Raw genomic sequence first — 22,980 nt, 5'->3', positions numbered from 1 at the left:
GAGAATCAGAGAAGCTTGTTAGTTAGTTTAGATTAGTTAGTTTAGCGCTCCACGCCGGACGAAGGCTGCGCTGCAAGAGGCAGCCGTGAATCTTCGATCAGAGCGCGGTGAAGCGCCCTAACAGCGTCGTCAAAGCGTGATTCATCCACTATAAAGATTATATCTACGTTGCGCATGAGCTGATGGACGCCGAGGATCTCGATGCAAGCAGCCGTTAGCGCTTGCACAGCAGTGGCCGTTAGGCGCTGGAGATTGAGGTCGCTTCCGATGGCCGAGACAATGCTCACCCTCTTTGCTATAATGTCAGCAGTCGGAAAGCCTTCCTCTAGACCCTGGACAACGGGCGCAATTACGTCGGGCGCCGCGGCGAGATAATATGTGATGGTATTTGCGTTTGACGCCTTAGTGACGACGCGGACGTCATAGCCTTTCAATTTCTTGAGAATCTCCAGATCATAGCCGTTTACACCCACCATATCCTGCTCGAAAAACTCTAAAGCATACACTCCTCTGAGGCCGGTGATAATCTCTGCCTGCGGTGTGTCAGAGACGTAGTCGCGCGTGATGACGGTTCCTTCGTCCCCAGGTTCGAAGGTATTCTTGAAACGAAGAGGTATATTCGCATGGCGCAGCTCCTTGGCTGCAGCCGGATGTATCGCCTCCACTTCGAGGTTAGAGAGCTGATCGGCGACATCATAGTTGGTGTGGCCGATGGTGCGGACCCGTTCAATGCCGACAATCTTGGGGTCAGCTGTCGAAAGATGGTACTCCTTGTGGATTATTGCCTCCTTGGCGCCTGTGAGTACGGCGATCCGGGCGAATGTAAACTCGGTGTAGCCACGGCCATAGAACTGCACCAGGCCACCTGGGCATCGGCTGTAGCCCGTGATGATCGGCAGCTGCTTGCCGAGGTCGATCGCGGATAGCGCCGTCTCGATTCGCTCGTCAAGGCTTATTTCAGCTTCGTCACGCCAGCCCGTCATGTCCACGAAGATCGCCTCCACGCCAAGTGTCCTAAGGAGCAGTGCCGTGTTGTGGGAACTGTGGGCTTCGCCCTGCGCGGCGAGAACCTCGCGCACGGTATTCAAGTGCTCTTCGAGCCTGAAGTGGCCATATGAGCAAAGCCGCTGCAGATCCAACAGGCAGCCACACACTCCTTCAATGCGGTCGCGAACAAAATCATCGGCGACGCGCCTTTCCGGCGAGCGGCCGAAGACTTCCGCATTGATCCTCCTCATCTCACGATGGACCTCTGCGATCGCTTCGACCAAACCCGATCTTGATCTGGCGCCCGCAAAGCGCGCATAGGCGCCGGGTTTGCCGGTTTTCTTGTGCTCGAGGAGCCGATCGGTCATTCCACTGTAAGCGGATACGACGAATATACGGTTGTAGAGTGCGCTGCCCTTGCGGCCTCCGATTAGAACGTTCTCGAGTACGGCAGCGGTGTTGGAGATCGACGTGCCTCCGATCTTCTCGACGGTGTGGGCGCTAGGCTCGCGGTTACGCAAGAGATTCACCTCATAATCCTTTTCGGCAGGGTGGGTTGACCAGTTGACAACCGCTAGTGCGCCGTCCGAAGCGCCAGCCATGGGAGGTAGATCGACGCGTCATCGTCCTGGTCTGCGGATGTGCTAGCGCTGGGGAAGCCACGGCCTCAAACATGACGAGCGACGGCGGAGAGGCGGAGGAGCCGAATACTCTCGATGTCGTCGACGCTCATTAACCTTCTTTGTGGCGACATCAGATCGCCTCAGAGTCGAGAGAATATGCGCCGATCTCACCATGCATCTCGCTGCCCGCCAACGGAGGTACAAAGACGTAGGCCAACACCAATTCCGTCTCAGCACACAGCAGGTGGGCGTCATGCTTATCGAACGCGTAAACGATGTTCGGTCGCACGACATGGACCTCATCCGCTTGGGAATCCTCGATAGGGCCCGTTCCTGAGATGCAGTAGATTGCCTCAAGGTGGTTCGGACAATGCATCTTGAGCCGCGCGTCCGGATGATCCTGGTGATATGCCCATCCCATCGTTCTTGAGGAGCAACTGCACGCTTTCCCAGCTCGTCGTCTGAACCCGCCGAGCTGTCAGAGTCCTCATTGAAATCGCTTACGATCATGATTCACCTCTGATGCTGCCGTGGCCACTGTGTGGCCGATCACGCTGTCGATAGCGTTCTCAAGAATGTCGAGGCCTTGGCCAAGCTGGTCCTTCCGAATAACGAGGGGTGGCAGACACTTCACGACCTCGTCTCTCGGACCAGCGGTCTCGACGATGAGGCCTTTCTGGAACGCGGTCCAGACGACTTGACTGGCAACTTCGCCAGACTTCAGATCGATGCCCCGCATCATGCCACGACCCTTGGCTGACACGCGGCTTGGGTCGTATTTCTGCGCGATCTGCTCAAGGCGGCTTTTCAGCAGATTGCCTTTCTCCTCGACGGACGCCGCAAAGCTGTCTGTCCGCCAGAAGTGCTCAAGGGCTGCCCGGGCGGTCACGAAAGCATGGCAATTGCCGCGGAACGTACCGTTGTGTTCTCCCGGCTCCCACTTGTCGAGTTGTCGGTCAATTAGGACGATCGCCATTGGCAAGCCATAGCCCGATATCGATTTCGCCATCGTGACGATGTCCGGGCGGAGACCGGCCGCCTCGAAGCTGAAGAACGCATCGGTCCGGCCAACACCCGCCTGAATATCATCGACGATCAGCAGAGCTCCATGTTTGCGCGCAATGGCCGCCACCTTGCACAGCCACTCCGTGCCGGCGACATTCAGACCGCCTTCGCCCTGAACTGTCTCGACAATCACCGCCGCCGGGGCGTCCACGCCGCTGGATGGATCTGAGAGGAGGCGATCAAGGTAATCGGCCGTGTCTACAGAGGGCCCAAGATAGCCGTCATAGGGTAGCCGCGTCACGCCGCCGAGCAGCTGGCCGGCGGCAGCGCGGTGATATCGGTTGCCGGTGCAGGAGAGAGCGCCAAGGCTCGCGCCGTGAAAGCCATTGGTGAAGGCTATGACGTTGGCCCGACCAGTGATCTTGCGCGCCAACTTGAGGGCGGCCTCGATCGCGTTGGCGCCGGTTGGACCGGGGAACTGTACGACGTAGTCTAATTGTCGGGGCATGAGGATCGTCTCGTGGAATTCTCGCAGTAAAGACTCCTTGGCTTCATTATACAGATCGAGGCCATGGGTGATGCCGTCAGCCGAAATGTAATCTATGAGCGCCGACTTCAGCGCAGGCGGATTGTGCCCATAGTTTAAGCTCGAGCAGCCCATGAGAAAATCGAGATAGGGTGTCCCATCGCGCGCAAACAGCTGAGCTCCCCGTGCCGTCGCGAAAACGACGGGAAAGCTGCGAGCGTAGCTCCGCACCTCGGACTCAAGATGGTTGAAGATCGCGAATTCATCCCCGCCATCTGGTGCAATTCGGTCAGTCATCGCTGCCTCCTTATTTAAGTATCACTAGGCGGGCGGGCATGCCTGCAGGGCTTCAGAGCGTACGATGGAGCCGATGGCTATCATGTATTCGCTCTCACGCCCTTCCTCGGTTGCGCAGTCGAACCTGAGCTTGCCGGATTGGCGCACCAAGTCCCGAGCCACAGCTGCGAAGAACAACCGGACGCCATGTTGGGAGCGTCACGTTGCACTTGATGTGACCAAAGTTCCGAAGCAATCACCGCGGTCCCCGGCAGAGATCTTTGCTCCTAAGGATCTTTGCTCCGAACCTGCAGCGGCTTGGAGGATATCATTCGCCGAAATGATAGGGATTAATGTTTTGTAAAATTGTGTTTGAACACGCCAAGTCCTGAATCAACGACGGGAGCGTGACCAATGATGAGGTGGTCGGAGATTAAGATGTCGATCTTTCGCCTTGGTCGCCGTCGTGATGGAAGGCGAGGTTTGCGATTGCGGTCGCGGCTTGTTTTTCGGAGTGTCGGCGCCCCGTCGTCGGCGTACACGAGCCGCAGGGTGCGGCGCTCGGACAGATGTCGGTAGGTGCAGGTGGATTTGCGTCTGTGCCGGAAACGGCGCATTGCCTGAATACGCCGAGATTGAGAGGCTGTCAGGAATCTTGCGCGCGAGGCCTGTTGTCGTCATTGGCTGACGAGCCTTGCGCGGGCTAGGAGATACCGGCAGTAGCCGATGTGATGCGTCCGTCATCAAACGCAGCTATGATCTTCTTGCGTCCGACGGCGGGAAAACACAACGGCGGCAACGTATCGTCGGTCATGGCGGGTGTGGTCTTATATGAGGAGGGGTCAATGCGGACGGTCTTCAGATCGTCATCTTTTTCTCCGCTGTTGCAGCGTCCAGGGTTTGAGCCCAATGCATGACGCGGCCCGTTGCCGAACCAGATCAAACTTATATATGGGTTGTCTAATCGCTCCCCGCAAACCAACTCTTTTTGCAATGTCTAACGGCTGTCCATTTGCTTGGCTTGCCACAAAAGGACTTGAGAGACTGATCAATAGTCGTGTTTGCGCCTCATTTCGCAGGATGCGTCGTCGATATTCGTTTGCCAGAAGCACGGTTGTCTGCGCGGTCGGCACAATGGCTGCCGCATAATGGGTTTCGCAGGATGGATCTTCCAATGTCGCTGACGCAGTTTGGCACATGATAATATTTGCCAACTGCATCCGTATGTACGGAATGGCCCCACCCAGGTTCCGGCAGGAACGTCTCTACGCATCCGAAGAAACGGACGCAACTATGGTACCTAATTTCTTATTGCATCATTCATCTCCCGATGTGTTCCAGATTTAGGCAGCGGTCGCAGCTCTATCAAAAAGCTCACCGGTTTTCAGGAGTGTGTGCATGATGACGCACAGCTTCGCGCCACAGCGACCGCTGCTCGCCTGAAGCCAATCCTCGCCCTCAATTCCAGCCCCCATGTACGCAGCGAATTGTTGGCATGAGTGCGAGCACGGTGGCGGCCTCGTACAGCAGCCCCCTCAGATATTCGTCACCGCGCCGCGAGATGTGACCATCATAGTCAACTTCACCCGATTGATAGCGCCGGGTGGTCAGACCCAGCATTCGCCAACAGAGCGTGAGGTCCCGAAGTTCTCCGGGGCTTCCAATTGCCGCGGCAAATGCAGTGGCGGTAATCGCCCCAATGCCCGTAATGGACATGAGCAATTGGCAGTTTGTGCTTGTTCGTGCTGTTGCGACAAGCTTACGATCAAGGTCGGCCCGTGCACGAATGCGCCAAGCTTTCGAGCAGCGGCAGGATGATCTGTTCGAGTTTGACATTGCTGGGAAGAGGGCAGCGCACATTAGCTTCAAATATCCGTCCTCCACCCTTTTGGGACCACGAGCCCAAATGTTTTCATGAGACCACGGATATTATTCGATAGTTCAGTCGTAATATTGATCAACTGGCTGCGAGCTCCAACTAAGGTGCGGGGTCAACATACTGTCATAATCCTTGACCCGGACTTCCTTGTAGAAGCCAACCTCCGCAAGGTTCGCCGGGCCATCAGCGTCATTTGCATCGGTTTGGTATGCGCCAGAGCGCAACTCGGCCTGATGCCCTTCGAGGAAGCGTTGCTCACCGATCCTGTTCCGGATGCGGCCCACGGTCACCCCGTCGATCCCGGCTGCGTCCGCCTCTGTTCGAGGCTACGCGGCGTGACGCTGTTGGCCGAATTGAGAAACTGACCCCCTGACGAAATGAAGAACTGACCCCCTCGGTTATGAGAGGAGGCAGATGACGATTGGGATTTCGGCGATTCCTGCATTGTCGAGAACGATGCAGGGAGAGGAGATGCTTCAGCCGAAGAGGTGGCAGCGATGCTGCGGCTGCATGAGCTTGGCTGGGGAGCGAAGCGACTGGCGAAGCCAATTCGGATGCGCGCGCAACACGGTGCGTCGGTGTCTGCGCGAGGGCGGGACTTTTCCGTTTCGCAAGCCTGTGCGGCGGACCGCGTTTGACGGGCTGGACGATTGGCTGCGGGAGCGCTTCTTCCGCCATGGCGGCAACGCCGATGTGGTGCGCCAGGAACTGGAGAGCGAACATGGGATCGTTATAGGGCTTCGGTGGGGCTTCGGGTGCAGGGTTGGCGTCGGGAGTTGAGGGCGCAGAAGCGCGCGACGGTTCGGTTTGAGACGGCGCCGGGACATCAGATGCAGATCGACTTTGGCGACACGCGGGCGTGGATCGGCGGCGAGCGTGTTCGGGTGCACCTGTTTGTGGCAACGCTGGGTTACTCGCGTCGGCTGCATATCCGTCCCTCGCTTCGGGAGCGCCAGGCGGACTGGTTCGAGGGGATGGAAGGAGCCTTCCTTCGCTTCGGCGGGGTTCCAACGGAAGTACTGCTCGACAACCCGAAGGCGCTGGTCGAACATCACGATGCGACGACGCGGAGTGCGGTTCAACATGCGGCTGCACGCCTTTGCCCGCTACTGGGGATTTACGCCGCGGGCTTGTGCGCCCTACCGGGCGCGTACGATGGGGAAGGACGAACGCGGGGTCGGCTACGTCAAGCGCAATGCGATTGCCGGCCGCCGGTTCGAGAACTGGGCGGCGTTCGAGGCTCATCTGGACCGGTGGACACGCGAGATTGCCGATCAGCGTGTGCATGGCACGACCGGCGTGGCTCCTGCGGGGCGCTTTGCCGAAGAAGCCATGGCGCTTCGCCCTCTGGGCGGACGGGCACCGTTTGGGCAGCTGCGGGATCTCGTGCGCAAGGTCCAGGCGGACTGCGCAATCGACCCGGACACGAACAGCTACTCGGTTCCCTGGCGGCTGATCGGGGAGAGCGTCCAAGTCGTGGTGCTGGGCGGCCGTGTTATCGTGCGTTATGCGGGCGAGGTGGTGGCGGATCATGCCTTGTGCCGGGGACGTCGCCAACGGATTGTCGAGCGCGCGCATGCGCCGATGCGATCGGCGCCGGCGGAGATCGTTGCGCCTTCCGCCCTGTTGCGGCCGCTGGCCGAATATGAGGCACTGGTGGGAGGCAGCTGGTGATGACGGCGGTCGATCACGAGATGTTGGTGGCTCAGCTCGACCGGCTGAAGCTGACCGCGATCCGGGATCAGCTCGATACGCTGCTGGACGAAGCGGCGCGTTCGCAAATGACCTTGCGCGAGGCTTTGGTCTTCCTGGCAACGCGCGAGATCGCGCGGCGCGACGAGCGGCGCATCTCCATGGCAGGCAAGATCGCGCAGTTCCCGTTTGTGCGCGAACTCGATGGCTTCGACTTCGACGCGCAGCCGTCGCTGGATCAGCGCCAAATCCGGGAGCTGGCGACCTGCCGCTGGATTGCTCATGGAGCGCACCGTCGAGGCCGATATATTCTTCCACGGTTGTTCTCCATCGATGCTTGGGACAGGCCCAGCGCCATGATCCCGTTTCTCATCTTGCTGGGGAACAACGACCTTAGCCACATCTCGACTTTCATCCGATCTGGACACGGTCAGGAGAATCGCTCCCGCGATTACCCCATGTCGCCGCCTCGCGGCGGCTGCACCCTTATCCCGCATACGGCGGCTAGGCTCATGGGGACGGGACCATTCTCGCGAAGCGGCATTTCAAGCCAAGCCACACCACGGTTCGTCCACCTGGATCGTCAGGACTGGTCAAGCACTGAGGATGGGAATAGGTTAACATTCAGCAGCCATAGTCAGGTGGTTTCATCCTTACCCCCTCGATGACGACACCCGCATTGACATATTCCACAATGCGAGGAGCAGTTACGGGCAAGCGCAACAATCGTTTTCTTGAGCCGCCCGCCATTGCGCCTGACCCGATCTTGGAACCACAAGGTGAGCGCCGAGTGCGATTGATGGCGCAACCATAGCTAGGCGAGCTGAATCAGCGTCGCTCGTAGCCTTGGATTGCCGGATTTCGAGACTGTCATGCATAAGACGGGCAGCCGGCCTTAACATCCGCGGCGACTGCAATCTGACACCGGAATTCGCCGCCTGTTGACTAGTCTGCTGGTAAAATTCTCGGCGGCCATTGCGGAGATCGTGCGGGCCGGGCAATCCAGTCGGTCAACCGCGGCCAATGGGAGGCTTCGAAGGCGCTCCGTCTGCACAGTGGCCAGATCATGCGGTCATCGTGCTGCCGCAGGCCCTGCGTGTCACTGACGACGTCCAGCCATCTCGACCTGACTAAGGATTCCAGCCTTGCCGTCGCCATCGGCTAACAGGCACGGATGACGGGCGCCTTGTAGCGCGGCAATCCGCGCGCGAGCTCAACAAATTCGCGATCGAGCGCTTCGTTTGCCGTCCCCGCTCACCGACGTGCGGAGCTAATCACCAAAGTTCAGTCCATCTGCTGAACTTAAAATTATATTTCCAGCATTACATTTTCGAGAAGTGACGTAACCTGAACGTTACCTAACATAATGTTACACGTGGAGTGGATGTGATACCTTTGCTTCCCATGATGCCGAATATCACCGTGCAATGCCATCATGAGGAAGCTGATGTCGACTGAGAATAGCTACAGTCGTCTTTACTGAAGCCTTGAAAACGAAGGCCTGGAGTGCTCTGAAATGCGCACTGCCGATCCAGTTATCTGTTGGCCTCGGCGGGAGGTGTTCCCGTTACTGGGTAGGCCAGAGCGGCGGTGCCTATCCTAGATTTGGCCGATGTGGACTCGCCGAGCGCATTAGCGATGAAGCAGCGCGGGACCTTAGTGCCAGTTGGCACCCATAATGAGAAGTACAGAGAAGGAAAACTCCAATGACCGGAGGAATGGGTGGCCAGAGAAACTCGGTATACGTAAGGAATGTTCCTCAGAAAGGACGCGGCGTATTTGCCAATATTACATTCAGCGCTGGTGATGTAATTGAAATAGCCCCGACATTGGAATTTAATAACTCGGACGAAGAGCTATTAGAACGCACAGAACTGTTCAATTACTACTTTGTTCGACTGATTCCCAATTCTATTAAAAACATATGCTCAAGGTATGTTGTTTTCGGGTTAATTTCTATAGTAAATCATTCATCAAACCCGAATTCAAAAATAGTATGGATCGACGAAGACACGGGTGCGTGGGCAAGCATCGTAGCGCTAAAGGACATACAAATTGGCGAAGAGATAACACACAGGTATGCTAACATAGATGATTATCCAAGTGCTATCACCTTCGTAGAATAACCGGATGATCTATCTGTTGACGCCGCTGGGCAAAGGGACATCAGATATGAACGACAACCTTACGATACTGGAACTATCAAAATGTATCTGGGCACTAGACGACCTGGCGCGCCAGTCCGGCCTTCGAATTGCGACCGGCGACAATTTTGACGAGTATGTCCGAATCACCAGCAGACTTCCCGGAAAGCCGCCGACCACTCCACACTTCCGCCCGGACTGTTCTGCTCTCTCACCTGGAAAGGCATTTTGGATCCTCGGTCGGGATCGGGAAGGAAGTATAGCGCATGTCCAAGCAATGCGTTTAGACGATATATCCCACACCAGCCTTGCTGAGCATCTTAGATCGCTCAAAGGCTGCTTCGACGACCCTGACCTCAAAGCCGGACCCACTTCCTCGTGCAGTTGCTCCGCGCCGACGGCTGACACCTTAAAGGGGCTGGTAGCATATCATGGCGATGTGTGGTTGCGGGAGGACTTTCGAGGCCGCGACCTCACGAGCTTTGTTGGTCGCCTTGCATTGGGGCTAGCATGGGCTAAATGGTCCCCAGATTTGATTTACGCTCTAGTAGCCGGCTGGAACATCGAAAAAGGTGTAGTGGATCGCTACGGATATCAGCATCGAGAATACGGGTCCATCCTGCGCTTGCCTGCCCTCGGGATAAGCCATGATGACTGGCTAGTTTGGCTAACTCGAGACGAACTGTTAAAGACACTTTCCGGCACTTTCGCATTGCGGACACGCTGAGAACCTTTTTCTGATTCTTCGCAAACGCGAGTGCCGGCCGCGGTCCCTAATCGATCGTGTCTCAGGAAGTGGTATAGCTGACGGCGTGGATCGCCGCGCTCTCCGGCATAGCCGGGCTTATCAGCGTGCCACGGCTGGCAAGCTTCTCTGATTGGGGTTGGTGAGGTCAAGCTTTTCCTGCTTTTTTTCGGACCATGTCGCCCCGCGAGTCACTCACTTCTCTTCGCGGTCGGCGCCGGGCCGCCGCATGATCGGATCAGGAGCGAGGCGCCTCAATCTGTTGAGCGACCTTGGAGGGTCTGTCCCAGGATCTAGCCGCCTTAATGCACGGCGATGAGCTTTCGGCGGCCTGAAGCGGCGATCTGGTTGCCTTTGCGGTGCGTTTTCCCAAGCCTCATTAGGCGCCGGCGGTGATCCGTCGTGATGGAACGCGAGGGTTTGCGGGTTGAGGTCAGCGGGTTTGTTTCGGGACGTCTGCATCCCATTGTTTATGTCGCGAGTTGCGGGATGCGACTGAGGACGATGCGCAGGATGCGCTGGTCCGGGCAGGATGTCGGCAGGTGCAGGCGGATTTGGGTTTTCATCTCGACCACGCGCGCGGCGATGTCAGTTCGTCCGGCAAGGGCCAGCTCAATCCAACCGCCGCTGCGCTGCAGATTATCCTGCACCGTACTGCGCGCTATTCCCAACACGACGGCAATCTCGCGGGAGCTTCGTCCCGCTTCCGGCAAACCGCAGCATTTGTCGTAGCTGTCTCATGGTCAGCCTTCTCTTTGCCGGCATCAAAATCTCCCGTTCATCGCGGGGCATTTGATGCCAAAGTTGCTGACCCAGGAGGTAATGTTCAGTGCCGAAAGCTGGCCGACTTTTGATTGGAATGGTGGCCGGCTTCAAATCGGAATGGTGGCCGGTCTCTGATCGGAATGGCGGCCGGCTTTACGTCGGAATCCGCAGCCGGTTCATGGCCGCTCGCGTTGGGACCGCGGCAAGCGGCGGCCTAAACCTTCGCCTTACTCGGCTTCACCACTACTATGGGCTGACCCGGGATGGCCGCTTCATCGTGAAGCGCAAGACGACCAGCGTTGGTAGGTTCGTCGTTCGCAGTTCTCAGGTAAGTGATTGACGCGATTCTGCGAGACACCAATACGCAAGAGCCGCAACTCGTGCTTTCCGGCCGCACCACTTACTTGCGAAGGAGACCACCGTGGTGGAGTGATGGGCAAGCCACGCGATATGCAGACTCCGGAAATCATAGAACTAAACGTCCACTCATACTTACGTTCGCGGGAGGGCGGTCTCTTTGGTTATGGCGAGCCCGATCGGCGCCCGTGGTCCGATTCCTCAATGGGCATCGAGCTTCCCAAATTTGGATCACGGAAAAGCAGACCCAAAACATCGACCGAGCTGCCGATAGGCTTTTGAGCGACGCGGCCGCTACTTTACCACCCAACGGGTTCGCCGGATCTTTGAGCGCACCGTTCAAGCCTGCATCGACGCGAAGATTGCCAAGGGTGAGGTGGTCCACGTCGATGGTTCGCTGCCCCGGGCCGACATGAGTTGGGACAGCTTGGCAGTCCGACATGTCGAGGCGGTGAGCGCTGCGAATGAGGATGCGCAGGCGGCACTGAGAAAGAGCCGCAAGACCGGGGAGTTCAAGAAGGTCTGTGTCCGGATGCCAGCATGGCAACAAACGCCCGCAATCGCAGGCTGGAGCCCGCCTATAAACAACAACTCCGCGCATCACTCAAACTTGGGCGCAAGCACGGATACGCGGGTTAACCGCGGGAAGCGCCGGGTGCGAGAAATCCGCCTGCGGATGTGTGAGGGCGAAAGCCGAATGGCTGACCTACTCGACCACGACCCGTGACCGTGATGGTGCCTCCGCGCGTCTTTCTCCGCAAACCCTCTTGTGTCCGAAGCTGGACAAGAATGTCAGAAGTCGGACCAAAGGGTCGCCACGGCAGCCCGTCGGTGCGGACAAGTCGAGCAACGCAAACGGTGCGCCAATTTGGCACGCGACATGCTTCCATGATTGGCACAGCGGACATCCGCAGTGCTTCGCGGCGCTCACTGGTGATGGTCAGTTTCTCAGCTTTGGCGTGTGCAGGTTAGCGGCGTTCCTTTACGGACCGGAGGACGATGTCCATACCCGGCAGCTTGGTTCGGGACCGTCGACTTGATTGGAGTGTTTCAATGGTTCGCAGCTATTATGATCTCCCGTCCCTGACCGCCCTCGAGGTATTTGAGGCCTCTGCGCGGCATTTGTCATTCAAACTTGCCGCCTCTGAGCTTAATGTGACGCCTAGTGCGGTTAGCCGGCAGGTAAACGCCCTTGAGAGCGAGATAGGCGATCGTCTATTTGTGAGGCTCGCAGCCGGCGTTATGCTCACCAGCGCGGGCGAAGAGCTCTACGCCGCTCTAGCCAGCGGCTTCTCCAGGGCGTCCGAAGTCGTCAAGGCAATCAAGCACGGCGATCGCTCCAAGAATGTCACGATCGCTTGCGCTGATGCCTTCGCATCGATTTGGCTGATACCGCGCATGTCACGGCTTTGGGCTCAGCATGGTGACGACATCATCGTCGATCACGTAATTTCCGACAATGAACACGACTACCGGCGCGCTGAGATCGACTTGCGCATTCGTTACGGCTTCGGCTCGTGGCCGGACGAGTGCGCCGAATTTTTATTCGACGAAACCATGTACCCGGTCTGCGGTCCTGGCTTTGCCAAGGAGCACAGCAACGCCACTGCTGAATCACTGCTCGAGCTACCGCTTCTACATGTGGACTGGGTCGGCCCAGAATGGGTCGGTTGGAGCAGCTTTCTGCGCAGCGCCGGGATTCGGCACGGGCTGCTTCCTGGGCGCAGATTAAGCAGACATTTCGTGACACTACAAGCCGCTCAAACCAACCAGGGCGTTGCCATAGGCTGGCACCGGATGGTGTATCCTCTGATAGACCAAGGTAAGCTGGCCAGGATTACCGGCCTCAAAATGCCCGCCCCAGGCGGATACTATCTAAGCTGGGCCGAAAGCCGAACGCTGTCGCCGACGGCCGAACTGGTACGCGAATGGCTGCGGGAGATGTCGGCCGAAGAGCGGAGCGCTTGAAGTCAACGCTCGCGCCCGGCGCGATCATGCATGGCCCAGAGGCGAAGAGGTGCGCCGATCGCCATTACAGACTCGGGACAGAGCTCGCTGGGGGCGGGTTCCTTGAGAGCATCGGCAACCATTTGTTCCCCTGTGCCGACCGCAGATCAACATGCCTTGGTGACGGGCGGCAAGATGCCACGCACAAGGACATCGGAACTCCGCTGTAACCAAGGTGTACGAGAATTTACTGAGCAAATCAGATCCGAATCGGCAACGGTGCAGCCGTTGCTGCAGAGGATCGTGGCCGGGCAGCCCTTCACACCGCCGAAAGCCGATCGCTGTGCATCAAACGGGCTAGGGTCAATAGCAAGGCAACAGCCCGGGCCTCCTTCATTCAACGTCCAGACGACGGTCGATGCGGACATCACTCCATACTATAAGTTAAAAAATGTCACTTAAATTCAATAATACTTCACGCAACATCATCTAGAGCAGCCTTGATTATTAACAGAATTTGGTACATTTTTTCTTACTGTTAACCGAAGGCGCAAGTGATTAATAAAGGCTGTGCCTGCAAGCGGAATTCTAATTGGTATAGGTGGGCCCGGAAATGAAACAGTTTCTTCCTGAGAACGAAACCATTCTGAAGGTCGTAAAGAGCTCGCTAGAGCCCTCGTATCGGATAATCTGCTTCCCGCATGGGGGTGGTAGCGTCCAGTCGTTCCGTAATTGGTCTGACTATCTCCCCGAAGACATTGAGCTGATTTGCCTGGATCTTCCCGGGCGCGGCAAACGTGCAGCTGAAGCCGTCATCCGCAGGATGGATGTACTGATATCCGCGGTCACTGAGGCGCTCCGCGCGTACAGTGACCGGCCTTTTGTGTTCTTCGGCCACAGCATGGGCGCCCTCGTGGCTTACGAGATCGCTCGCTCCCTAGAGGTCGCCGATAGGCCATCTCCCTTCCATGTGGTCGTGTCTGCTCACCAGTCGGCGGATGTGCCGGCGGATGAACCGCCCATGTATAGGTACGCGGATGATAAGCTGATCGATCTGGTCCGGACACTCGGTATGGTTCCGACGGAGGCGCTGGCAAACGAGAAACTCCTAGCGGACTTCATCTTGCCGCCCCTGCGGGCCGACCTCGAACTTGCGGATACTTACGACCGGAACCTGCCAACGCCTCTCAACGCGGCAATCACCGCAATGGGTGGAGTTCAGGACGAAATGGTCAATGCCGATGACCTGAACGAATGGGGTCGGCTTACGACGTCGCGCTTCGCCCGGGTTATGTTTGATGGCGACCACTTTTTCACCCAATCCATGACGGAGGAGGTGGTGTCAACCCTCCTGAGCGAAGTTGAGAAGGTGAAGGCGCAACTTCCAGTTTCCGTTCGGAATGGCGATGTCTTACGTTATGCGACTCTACCACTGCATGAGCAATTCCGCAAACAAGCCGCTCTCACCCCGGACAGCCCTGCCATCGTGTCAGAGGCTGCGACCATCACATACCGTGAGCTCGACGATCTGAGTGAGAATCTATCCAGGCACCTCCTTGGACATGGTCAGGGCCTAGGCTCGCGCGTGGGCATCCTTATGGATACTTCACCTGAATACGCTGTCGCCCTGTTCGGCATTCTCAAGACAAGCGCGGCCTATGTCATGCTTGACAAGGCTCAGCCTATTGCGGCACTCAAGCGGACACTCGAGAAGGCAGGCATCGAAATCGTTGTCACCAACAACCGTTTCGCAGATACCCTTCCGCCTGACTGGTCGGGTCGTGCACTGTCGCTCGACGAGGGGTGGGAAGCGCAACTTGGGGATATTGGCTCCGCTAATCCACAAGCTCTCGATCTCGACGCCCCGGCCATAATCGCATTCTCATCCGGCACGACTGGTGAACCGAAGGGGATCGTTTGCCCGCACCGAAGCGCCGTGTCAACTTACCAGTGGCGCTACAACGCGCTGCCATACACGCCTGATGAGCGCGAGGCGGTCAATATCTTCTTGGTCTGGGAGATAATGCGACCGATCCTCGCAGGCATACCGGCCTACCTGATTCCGGACGACGTCATTTACGATCCGTACCGACTGGTCGAATACCTGGAGAGGAACCGAATTTCCAGAACAATGTTTACCCCTTCACTGCTGGATGTGCTTGTCGGCAGCGGCGCCGTCAACGACGCTTACCGCCTTCCGGATCTGCGGTTGATTTACTTATCTGGCGAGGTGCTAACAGCAGGATTGCTTGCGCGTATTAAGGCAGTGCTTCCCCATGTCAAAATCATCAACAGTTACAGCATAGCAGAGACTTATGACGTCACTAATCTTGATCTGAGCGAAATCGATCTTGCGGCAACCCAAACAGTCGTGCCGGTCGGCGTGCCACAGTACAACGTCAGTGTGTATGTCCTCGGGGAGAGGCGCGACCCCGTCCCGTTGGGCTTCCTCGGCGAGATCTTCGTCGGTGGCGATGGTGTGGGCCATGGTTATCTCAACAGCCCGGAGATGACACGGGAACGCTTCGTTCCCGACCCGTTTCGCGCTGATGGCACGATGTTCCGCACGGGCGATTTTGGCCGCATGCTACCCAATGGCCAATTGGAGATCTTGGGGCGCTGCTCTTTCATGGTGAAGATCCGAGGCTATAGCGTGGTCCCGGGCTCTGTAGAAGCTGCTTTGCTGCGGCACTCGGATGTCTGCTCCGCCGCGGTCGTCCCGGAACTTGATCCGACGACCGGCCAACCTGATAAACTGATTGCCTATGTAGTCTTGCGAAATCGGGGTAAGGGGTGGCAGGCGTCGTTGCGTGCGCATATGAACTCTGAGGTGCCGCATTACGCGATGCCGTCGGATTTCGTCGCTGTTGCGGAGTTGCCCATGGCGGCGAACGGGAAGCTCGATCGGTCGCGCCTCCCAACGGCCGCGGAAGAGGCGTCTCTTCCCGAAACGCCTGCCGACGAGGTCGAACCCGCACTGCGCGCTGCGTGGCGCGACCTTCTACGGGCAGACACTGCCGGTTCGGGCGACAACTTCTTTAACTGCGGCGGACATTCCCTGCTCGCTGCCCGTCTTTGCACGCGGGTTCGCGAGAGACTTAAGATTGAACTCCGCGTAGTGGAGGTGTTCCTCAACCCGACTTTTGAAGAGCTTGCGGCCCTTCTTCGCAAGCGCCGCGGCGAGCAAGGAGGTCACCAATATGGGACGCTCCGCAAAACACTGTCAGCCTCGGAAGGGAAGGCGCCGGCTAAGGTGGTCGACCTAGGTGGCGGCACCGGTATGGATATTGCGGTGATCGGTATGTCCGGGCGTTTTCCCGGGGCGGAGACCGTTGATGCGCTCTGGGAGAACCTGTGCCAAGGGGTCTGCTCGATAGCCCCGCTCTCCGCGCAAGAACTCAAGGCCCAGGGCATTCCGGAGAATGTCCTGAAACGCTCCGATTATGTGCGCGTGGGCGCCCATCTCGAGGATGTGGACGTTTTCGATCCGGGTTTCTGGGGCCTATCGATGCATGAGGCGACGCTAATGGACCCGCAGCATCGTCTGTTCCTCGAATGCTGCTGGAAGGCACTCGAGTCGGCCGGATACACGCCAACCCAGCATGAGGGCCGGACGGGGGTCTTCGCCGGTTCTTCCCTGCCACTCTATCTGCTGCACCATTTGAGGGGTGGCGGTCTCATGGATCCCACAAACGCCCCGCTCGCCTGGCTGACGGAACTCGGCAACGAGAAGGACTATCTCGCGTCGCGCGTGTCCTACATGCTGAACCTCAGCGGTCCAAGTATTGCAGTGCAAACCGCATGCTCAACGGGGCTGGTGGTGATCGCCATGGCCGCTCAGTCGCTCTCGGCCGGCCATTGCGATATGGCGCTAGCGGGAGCGGCCAGCATCATCTTTCCCCAAGCGGGCTATCAGTATGTCGAGGGCTTCATCAATTCCTCGGATGGCGTGTGCCGCGCCTTTGATGCCGATGCGAACGGGACGGTGATGGGAGATGGGGTAGGGGTCGTTGTTCTCAAGCGCCTCGAAGATGCGCTTGCGGCGGGCGACCCGATCCACGCGGTGGTGAAAGGATGTGCCATTAACAATGATGGCCGCACCAAATCGTCCTTCTCAGCACCAAGCCCGCAGGGCCAGACCACTGTTGTGCGCCAGGCACTTGAATCTGCGGCACTCGGCCCTGAGGACGTAGAATACATCGAAACGCATGGGACCGGCACCAAGGTCGGTGATCCAATCGAGATCCGCGCTCTGGCAGAGGTTTTCGCCGGGCAAGAGCAAGCGGGCAAAACCTGCGCGCTGGGGTCAATCAAACCAAATATCGGCCATGCCAGCATCGCCGCTGGAGTCGCGAGCTTTATCAAGGCAGTTCTTTGCCTTCAGCGCGGGCTAATCCCCCCGACCATCAAGATCAAGCGCCTGAACGAGGACCTTAGCTTGGAGGACACGCCCTTCTTTGTCAACGAGCAGCTTAGACCCTGGCCCCATCGGCGGGGTCGCCCCCGAACTGCTGGCGTCACCGGGCTCGGTACCGGCGGAACCAATTGCCATGTTGTGTTGCAGGAATGGACCAGCAAGAACGCAACGGATTGGCCCGGATCCGTCGCGCGGGGATCCTACGCCCTTTGCCTATCTGCAAAGACGCTGTCGGCGTTAAGCAGGGCCTGCCGTAATCTGGCCGCGTTTCTGCGGCGCAACAGGGATACCAATCTCGGTGACGTCGCTCACACGCTACAGGTGGCGCGATGCCATTTCGATCATCGGACGGTCGTTGTGGCGTGCAACTTGGACATGGCCATCAAGAGGTTAGAAGAAGAGGCTGATCGCGCGGCCGATCCGATTCTTTCTTCGCCATCGATTGCGTTCATGCTGCCGGGCGGCGGAGTGCAGCACGTAGGGATGTTCAAGGACCTGTTTGATCACGTGCCGGACTTTCACGAGGCGTTCCTGATATGTGCCGCCGCTAGTCGCCAAGTCCTGGATCGTGATCTGGAGTCACTCGTGTTTGGGGGGAACGATTCATACGCGGCCCCTTCCTTTGAAGAAATCAACGTCATGATCTTCTCCGTGCAGTATGCTATGGCACGTTTGCTAGAAGCGTGTGGCGTGCGTCCCGACTATCTTGTTGGACACAGCATGAGCGAATATGTCGTGGCCACCCTAGCGGGCATTCTGAAACTGGAAGATGCTATAGGGCTAATGGTCGTTCGTAGTCGCGCGATGGCGAATCTTGGTGTCGACGGTGCCATGCTTGCGGCCAAATGCAGCGCGGACGAGGCTGAGCACATTCTCAAGAAGGCCGCTTGGCGCGATCGAGCTGAAGCGGGAGAAATCAGCGTCGGTGTCGTGAACTCAAAGACGAGTGTTGTGTTCACCGGTAAACGGGAACTGCTTGAAAGGCTTCAGCAGGAGTTCGAACAAGCAGAGATTCCCAACCATGCCCTTAACACAGCTGGCATCCCCAGCCATTCTCCGCTGATGAAACCGGCTGCTGATGTCATCGACGCGCAAGTCCGCACCCTCCAGAAGCGAGTGCCGGATCTGCCCATTGCTCTTAATTCAGGAGGATATCTGCACCGGGCGAAAGTGCCCTTGGCAGAGACCTACTGGAGTAGGCAAGCAATCGGGACGATTCGATTCGATCGCTCTCTCGCAGCCATCATAGCGGCCGGTGCAACTGCGCTCGTTGAGCTTGGGCCATCGTGCAATCTGGGACGTTTCGCACGTGAAGTGATCAGTCCAGAGGATCGTAAGACCAGAATTCCAGCGATTGTACCAGCCGCGCGCGACAAGAACGACGAGGAGTTCACCGACCGCCATGTGCTTCTGGAATGCCTTGGGAACCTCTGGGCCTTGGGTGTTGCGGTGGACTGGAAGCGAGCCAGTGATCAATTGGAACCGTTTGGTATTAGCCGACGTATTCCGCTTCCGACGTACTCGTTTGACCGTCACCGTTGCTGGCCGGAAGGTCAACCTGCGGGCTTGATGGTTCTGCCGCAGTCCGGGGAGCGAGAACGGCGCAGAGGAGAGGTATTCACCTATGCGCAGACTTGGACAGAGCAAATGATTCCCCGCACGATTCCCGGTGACGGAAGTACAAAGACGCGACGTTGGCTGGTACTCTCCGATCGGCCGTCCGAAGACGAGAAGTCCGTGGCAGACGCACTGGCAAACAGCATCACGCGGCAGTTGGAGGATGCGGGTCATGAGGTTGTCCGTGTTTGCCGACGAGCCAAACCCTCGAACCCATCCGTGGAAGTTGAAGGGTCTACAATCTTCATTGATCCCAACCGAAAAGGCCTGAAGGCACTCTTCGACGCCGAGATCGCTTCGGGCTATCCCGCTGACCGCATTCTCTGCCTCTGGCACCTGAGCGGCTGCGCGGACGCGTGCGGGCATCCGGGTACGGTGCAGACCGATCTTTTGCGGAGCTACGACGCCATACTCGATTTGGCGGGGGTTCTGTCTATCTTGACGTTCCAGACTCCGGTCGATCTCTGGATCGTTGGTGACCGGACCGTTCAGGTCGGTGACGAACCTGTAGATTCCGAAAAGGCGTGCGTCTTCGGTCCCGCCATCGTGCTGCCGCAGGAGAACCCGATGGTCAATTGTCGGCTTGTTGATCTGAACATCGATGACCCGGACATCGGCGATCGGCTCGTTGCTGAAATTGGGCGGGACGTGCCTGGTCCCGATGCGGTCGTCGCGCTCCGCGGGAACCGGCGGTGGGTGCCGCACTTTCCCGAGGTGGTCCTCGCCGCACAAGCGCCCGGAGGTGAAGTCCTCAAACCGGAAGGTGTCTATTTAATCACAGGAGCTCTCGGGCGGATCGGTATGTCCTTGACCGAACATCTCGTAACTCTTGGGGCGACGGTCGTCGGGATAACCCGCCGTGCGTTGCCTGACTCTTTGGATTGGAAATCTGCTGATCTCAATGAAGATGGCTGGATGCGCCGACTGGCCGCGCTTGACAGCGCAAAGGGTCGGGTGATTCTTCGCCAAATCGACGTATCCGATTTCGACGGCCTGTCGAGCGCGCTCGACACCACGGTTCGGGAATTCGGGCGGGTCGACGGCATCTTTCACGCCGCTGGACTGACCGGTGTGAAGTTGCTTGCTGAGATGGAGGACACGACCTCTGTCAGCGAGTTCGCCTCCAAACTCGTGGGGACGCGCAACCTATACGGCGCGATCGAGCGAATGCAGTCTACCCACGCCCAATCACCCGAGTTTGTGTTCCTTTTCTCGTCCCTTGCATCCATCCTCGGCGGACCGGCGATGGCCGCTTGTACGGCGGCGAACAGGTTCATGGACGCGTTTGCACGCCAGGTGCAAGGAAAACTCGGCGTCCGGTGGATCAATTCCAACTGGGATGACTGGGATTTTTCCTACGAGTGGCAGGTGACTGCCGCGTACGAGACATCTGAGCCCAAGCATTTGGCACTCAGTCCCGACGAGGGGATCGACATCATCAAGCGCATACTGGCAACCGTTGACAACGGCCAGGTGATCGTGGCGGCGCGACCCTTGTCTCCACGTTTAAGGCAATGGGCCGATCAGGTCCGGACAATCACGAGCGACGAGCCGGACGGCGAGAAAACATCTCCGTCCGAAGAAGCCGGAAAAAATATGGACAGCGTGCTAAGCGACGGTGATCTCAGGAATGTCTTCCTCGAGGAAGTTAAGTCTCTCCTGAATGTCACGGAAATAGGATTGGACGACAACTTCTTCGACATAGGCGGAGACAGCCTTCTCGCCGCCGCACTTCATCTTCGTTTGAAGAATAGCGATCGCTGGAGGCCGCCTCGATTGGATGAGATCTTCAAGGCAGCAACGTTCGGCGATCTCTACGAACGGATCTGCCAGACGTAATGCACACCGGTCGCCATAGCCGTAGCAGAAAGAGAGGGAGCATACCTGCAACGCTATTCATCCCATCCGGCACGACGATGCGGACGGCCGATCAATCTTATCGGTTGGAACGACTGACATTCCGGCCAGCTTCAGTATGTGGCACAACGATACTGTGCCCACGGCGAGCTACGGTCAGATCAGTCACGACCCGTTCAGACTCGATATTGCGCTCAAGCCGAAAGCGACCGGCCACGCCTCACTACGGTGGCTATCGAATGGTGGGACGGCCACGGTCCTCGTCGGTTCACCGCTCTGATGGCCGCTGTCAAGGTTTGGAACACAGGAGGTCGACCGATCCGAGGAACGGCTGATCATTCTGATAGTCGCGCATGGGTGGAGGCGGAACTGAAGGACGTCGGTGATCAAGCTCTGATGCGCGGGTTGGCTACCGCATTCCCGATTGTGCGTCCGGGGCTGTTCCTATCTTACTGCGGGCGTCGGTCGATTTGCCGGCCACAAAGCGTCTGACGGGCATTCCCCTGCCGGGTCCCGCCTCCGCCCATGCACGAGATGAAAGCCATCGCAGCGGTCTACGACCTGATCGCCTGCGCCTCCCGTGCAACGGCCCACATGAAGCCGGCCAGTTCACGGGCGATCGCCGTGCAGACCATCGTTGTCCTCTTGCCGGGTCCGCTCAACATTCGATAGCGGGCGGTCAGCCGTGTTTGAGCCTTCCATGCGATCTCGCGCACCTTCGGTGGTGCTTGTTCCAGCCGGTACAGCTTCGTCTTGCCGACTTTGGGCGGATGCCGGTAGGTCCATGCGCTCTCGACCAGCATATGGCGAACGCGGCCGTTGCCCGCTTTGGTGATGCCGCCCCGTCTGACTGTCTCGCCGAAGCGCAATCTGATGCGCCGGATGATCGAACGGTTGCTCCTGCAGCCAGCGCAGATAGCGCATCGTCCAACCCTTCTTACGGGGGTAGATACGCCCGTGCTTGAGCATGAAGGCGCTCACGTGCTGCCGGTGAACGCGAAGCGTCTCGACCGCGGCCGCCCGTGCGCGAACGAGATCCCGCATGGCTTCGTGACCTTCATCAGGAACCCAAACCGCGGTCAGTTCGCCGGCGCGCAGCAGCCGAGCCAAAGCAAGAGCATCTCGGCGGTTCGTCTTCACCCGATCACCGGGCTTCCTTGGGATCACCGATGGGGCGACAACCATGCATTCATGGCCGAGCGATCGGATCAGCCGATAGAGACCATAGCCGGTCGGGCCGGCCTCGTAGCAGAAATACACCCGATCGAACTTGGCGGCGACCCGCTGGATGATGCGGCGCATGCTCTCATCCGATGCGTCGACCTCGCCGAAGAAGCGAACCTCTCCCTCCCGGCCAGCCTCCGAAATCGCGATGGCGTTCCTCAGCTTTGCAACATCGATTCCTACAAATGCTTCCCTATAATCTGACACGGCTCGTCCTCCTGTGATGAGGATCGGCTCGGTCCGCCCGAGCAACCCTCGGACGCGCAGTGTAGGGCGAGCCACCTCACCGACAGAGGCGGACATACGGTCTTACAACTGATGGGCGCCCGAAGGCTGAGGATCGATGGGACGTGAACGTTCCCTATCGCAACCGGTCCCGACACCCAGCTTCGTGGCCGCGATCCTGATGCATGTCGGCCTTGAGGCAAGGGCGGGCTGCGCGCGCCTAGCTTGGATCATCAGTCGGTGGAAACGATCAGAGCACCGCGATCCATGGTGGTTTAAATGTTTAGTCCCGGCATTTGATGGATTGAATCTAGACTAGAGGGCTCGATGGTCCATTGTTTGCAGATGAACTCAAGGCCCCTCAGGGTCCGCGCCCAAAATTGTAAGCTGCGACGAAGTCTGCGAGGTGGCGTTGGAACTGGTCGTGAGTTTCGTAGTGGTAGCGCTTGACGGTGGCGTCCTTAATCGTGCGGTTCATCCGCTCGACCTGTCCGTTGGTCTTTGGTGCCTATTCGTCCCTGCTGTTCTTGTTTTGGAAGGCCTTATGGTGAGCCCATGCGGGACGTGGGGCACCGGGAGCACGAAGGTGCAGGCAGGCCGTCAATAGACCGTGGGCTGAGAGCCCGAGCTCGTTACATGGCCGCCCCTCGCGACTTTCCCGGATGCGCTGCGAGCGCGGATCAGTAGATGTCGT

Annotated in this window: 8 protein-coding genes and 7 pseudogenes; 8 read left to right on the top strand and 7 right to left on the bottom strand. The window is 58.2% G+C overall.

All coding sequences use genetic code 11. The features are described from left to right. Positions 1-41 precede the first annotated feature (41 nt). The 4 genes and pseudogenes from NKJ23_RS31405 to NKJ23_RS31390 all read right to left on the bottom strand — a co-directional run. On the bottom strand, positions 42-1,589 hold the full coding sequence (locus NKJ23_RS31405) for an aspartate kinase (protein WP_352684539.1): 1,548 nt from the start codon (positions 1,587-1,589) through the stop codon (positions 42-44). Between the two features lie 151 nt (positions 1,590-1,740). Beyond that, complete coding sequence (locus NKJ23_RS31400; RefSeq protein WP_352684565.1) at positions 1,741-1,986, bottom strand: ectoine synthase; 246 nt, start codon at positions 1,984-1,986, stop codon at positions 1,741-1,743. Between the two features lie 111 nt (positions 1,987-2,097). After that, positions 2,098-3,438: a diaminobutyrate--2-oxoglutarate transaminase gene (ectB, locus tag NKJ23_RS31395; RefSeq protein ID WP_352684537.1), complete on the bottom strand. Its 1,341-nt coding sequence runs from the start codon at positions 3,436-3,438 to the stop codon at positions 2,098-2,100. Positions 3,439-4,760: 1,322 nt separating this feature from the next. Further along, positions 4,761-5,529: pseudogene (locus NKJ23_RS31390) on the bottom strand (IS110 family RNA-guided transposase); the annotation flags it as partial. Between the two features lie 181 nt (positions 5,530-5,710). On the opposite strand from NKJ23_RS31390, the pseudogene istA reads away from it, so the two are divergent. Further along, a pseudogene (gene istA, locus NKJ23_RS31385) lies at positions 5,711-6,970 on the top strand (IS21 family transposase). After that, positions 6,970-7,275, top strand: a pseudogene (locus tag NKJ23_RS31380) (ATP-binding protein); the annotation flags it as partial. The pseudogenes istA and NKJ23_RS31380, both read left to right, overlap by 1 nt. 337 nt (positions 7,276-7,612) lie before the next feature. Here NKJ23_RS31380 and NKJ23_RS31375 read toward each other — a convergent pair. Next, a pseudogene (locus NKJ23_RS31375) lies at positions 7,613-7,856 on the bottom strand (IS110 family transposase); the annotation flags it as partial. 838 nt (positions 7,857-8,694) lie between these two features. On the opposite strand from NKJ23_RS31375, the gene NKJ23_RS31370 reads away from it, so the two are divergent. The 6 genes and pseudogenes from NKJ23_RS31370 (at position 8,695) to NKJ23_RS31345 (ending at position 20,819) form a co-directional block, all read left to right on the top strand. Continuing rightward, complete coding sequence (locus NKJ23_RS31370; protein WP_352684535.1) at positions 8,695-9,114, top strand: SET domain-containing protein-lysine N-methyltransferase; 420 nt, start codon at positions 8,695-8,697, stop codon at positions 9,112-9,114. A gap of 4 nt (positions 9,115-9,118) precedes the next feature. Then, entirely contained in the window at positions 9,119-9,859 is a 741-nt protein-coding gene (locus NKJ23_RS31365) for a hypothetical protein (protein ID WP_352684534.1), read from the top strand. A 560-nt stretch (positions 9,860-10,419) separates the two neighbouring features. After that, complete coding sequence (locus tag NKJ23_RS31360; protein WP_352684567.1) at positions 10,420-10,731, top strand: hypothetical protein; 312 nt, start codon at positions 10,420-10,422, stop codon at positions 10,729-10,731. A 575-nt stretch (positions 10,732-11,306) separates the two neighbouring features. Continuing rightward, positions 11,307-11,587 (top strand): annotated as a pseudogene (locus tag NKJ23_RS31355) (IS5/IS1182 family transposase); the annotation flags it as partial. 465 nt (positions 11,588-12,052) lie between these two features. Beyond that, positions 12,053-12,967: a LysR substrate-binding domain-containing protein gene (locus tag NKJ23_RS31350; protein ID WP_352684532.1), complete on the top strand. Its 915-nt coding sequence runs from the start codon at positions 12,053-12,055 to the stop codon at positions 12,965-12,967. A gap of 592 nt (positions 12,968-13,559) precedes the next feature. Continuing rightward, positions 13,560-20,819 (top strand): alpha/beta fold hydrolase, encoded by a 7,260-nt coding sequence (locus NKJ23_RS31345; protein ID WP_352684530.1) that lies wholly within the window; start codon positions 13,560-13,562, stop codon positions 20,817-20,819. Positions 20,820-21,391: 572 nt separating this feature from the next. On the opposite strand, the pseudogene NKJ23_RS31340 reads toward NKJ23_RS31345, so the two are convergent. Continuing rightward, positions 21,392-22,268, bottom strand: a pseudogene (locus tag NKJ23_RS31340) (IS110 family transposase). A 293-nt stretch (positions 22,269-22,561) separates the two neighbouring features. Further along, a pseudogene (locus NKJ23_RS31335) lies at positions 22,562-22,791 on the bottom strand (integrase core domain-containing protein); the annotation flags it as partial. Positions 22,792-22,980 lie beyond the last annotated feature (189 nt).

The organism is Mesorhizobium sp. M0184 (assembly GCF_040322215.1).
GTDB lineage: Bacteria > Pseudomonadota > Alphaproteobacteria > Rhizobiales > Rhizobiaceae > Mesorhizobium.
This window is presented reverse-complemented; position numbering and strand designations above follow the sequence as displayed.